The organism is Mycobacterium sp., from assembly GCF_050701675.1.
In the GTDB taxonomy this organism is placed as follows: Bacteria; Actinomycetota; Actinomycetes; order Mycobacteriales; family Mycobacteriaceae; genus Mycobacterium.
Genome location: NZ_JBOGDD010000836.1, coordinates 1 through 1,985, shown reverse-complemented (window position 1 = coordinate 1,985; position 1,985 = coordinate 1). Strand labels below are relative to the sequence as shown.

Below are 1,985 nucleotides of genomic sequence, written 5' to 3'. Positions count from 1 at the left end.
CCTCCTGCCACAATCCGACCGCGAGGACGGGGGCGTGGCGTAGTCGAGCCTCCTCCATGGCGGTGACGACTATGTCTTCATCGTCGGTCGACGCCTTGACGGCGACCACGATCCAGCGACGGTCCGTTGGCTGCCCCGCGCCGCGGTCCCGAATGATCGCCACCGGGCAGTGCGCGCCCTCGGCCAACGCCATCGCCGTGCTGCCCAACAACTTTCGGGAGATGGCACCGATGCCGACTGAACCGACGCAGACCAGCTCCGCATCGCGGGACTCGGCCAACAACACGGTGGTGGGCGCCCCCCGAACGATCGCGGTGTTGACCTCGACCTGCCTGCCGGTCGCCCGGATGGCGGCGTCTGCCTGGCGCAACACCGTCTCGGCGTACTCGATGCCCAGCGGCACCTCGTAGGGTGAGGAGCCGGCGGTGGAGTCGATGCTGGCGACGTGGACCAGGCGAAGCGGCACGTCCCGGGCGACGGCTTCGTCGATCGCCCACTCGGCGGCGTGAATGGCTGCCTGCGAGCCGTCGATGCCGACGACGATCGCGGCGCCTGGCTGGACGTATGACGCTGGACTCATCGTTGCTCCTTCCGACGTCCCGGGATCCGTCGCAGACCCCAGAGGTGTTGTGGTCGACGCTAGGGATCGGTGAACTTGGTCGGAGGAGTCCTAGGTCCTCGAAGGTTGGCCATTGGTCCCGTGACCGCACCGACCGAGGGTTCCCCGGTGCTCGGTGCCAAAGGGACTCGCGTCGAGTGACCAACGGCCCAAGACCAAGCGCGGGGCGGGGCTTAGTGTCGTCGGGGAAGAGGGTGCCACCAAACGTGCGCGCCAAGACATGACATCCGGGGAGAGAGAAATGACAACGGCGGCCAATCATCACGGGATCGTCGTTGGTGTCGACGGATCTTCCGCCTCGAAGGCCGCCGTCGCGTGGGCAGCGCGAGATGCGGCATGGCGCAAGGTGCCGCTCACCTTGGTCCACGTGCTGCCTCCGCCGGCGACGATGACCTGGCCGGAGGTGCCGTTGCCGCCCGGATTCCAACAATGGCAGGAAGCCGAGGGGCGCGACATCATCCGCGACGCGACGGCCATCGGTCATGATGCGACTGGGCCGGACTCCATCGAGATTGATAGCGAGACGGTGACCGGGCCGGCCGTCGCGTGCCTCGCCGATCTGTCGAAGAATGCTCAGATGGTCGTGGTGGGACGGCATGGGCGGGGGCGTCTGCGACATTTGCTCGGCGCGGTCAGTTCCGGATTGACGCAGCATGCACACTGTCCGGTCGCCGTCATCCACGACGAGGATCCGCCGATGCCCGCTGCTGCCTTCGCCCCGGTAGTGGTCGGTGTCGACGGTTCACCCGCCTCCGAGTCGGCGACCGCGATCGCCTTCGACGAGGCTTCGCGCCGTGGTGTGGATCTCGTGGCGGTCCATGCGTGCATCGACTGGGGTGGCTGGGGATACCCCGAAATCGACTGGCCTGCGGTGGAGCCTCGGGCACGGGAGCTTCTGGCGGAGCGGCTGTCCGGCTGGCAGTCACGCTATCCCGCCGTCACGGTGCGTAGCGTGGTGGTCGCAAACCTCGCCGCTGAACGTCTTCTCGAGGAGTCAGAACGTGCTCAACTGGTCGTCGTGGGCAGTCACGGTCGTGGCGGCTTCGCGGGTATGTTGCTGGGTTCGGTGAGCTCTGCAGTGGTGCAGTCCGCTCGGACTCCGGTGATCGTTGCCCGCGAACCATGAACCGAGCAACCAACGTTTCTCTTGCGGCCTCAGTGACCGGAACGCATCAAGCCAGCACTGCAGGGGCGGTGGGTTCAGCGGCTTTGGACGACGTACTGGGCTGGCTGGGCAGCTCGGCTGACGGGCTCTCCCGTACGGAGGCCGCGGCGCGGCTGGCGAGATATGGACCGAACGCCGTACGTACGCACGGGGTCAGCGCTCTTGCCGTGCTCGGACGGCAACTGCGGAGCGCCCTTCTTG

General features: G+C 67.2%; 3 protein-coding genes. 2 read left to right on the top strand and 1 reads right to left on the bottom strand.

Annotated elements, in window-relative coordinates:
* Window positions 1-580, bottom strand: a 580-nt coding sequence (locus ACRDUX_RS25585) for a universal stress protein (protein WP_526417778.1), incomplete at its 3' end; no start/stop codon positions are given.
* Between the two features lie 280 nt (window positions 581-860).
* On the opposite strand from ACRDUX_RS25585, the gene ACRDUX_RS25580 reads away from it, so the two are divergent.
* Together ACRDUX_RS25580 and ACRDUX_RS25575 are read left to right on the top strand one after the other, a co-directional pair.
* Complete coding sequence (locus ACRDUX_RS25580; protein ID WP_526417776.1) at window positions 861-1,745, top strand: universal stress protein; 885 nt, start codon at window positions 861-863, stop codon at window positions 1,743-1,745.
* On the top strand, window positions 1,742-1,985 hold a 244-nt coding region (locus tag ACRDUX_RS25575; RefSeq protein ID WP_526417775.1), incomplete at its 3' end, for a cation-transporting P-type ATPase. The genes ACRDUX_RS25580 and ACRDUX_RS25575, both read left to right, overlap by 4 nt.

Bases quoted from the DNA above. Each gene is read 5' to 3' on its own strand.
- ACRDUX_RS25580 (WP_526417776.1), top strand. From the start codon at position 861: ATGACAACGGCGGCCAATCATCACGGGATCGTCGTTGGTGTCGACGGA.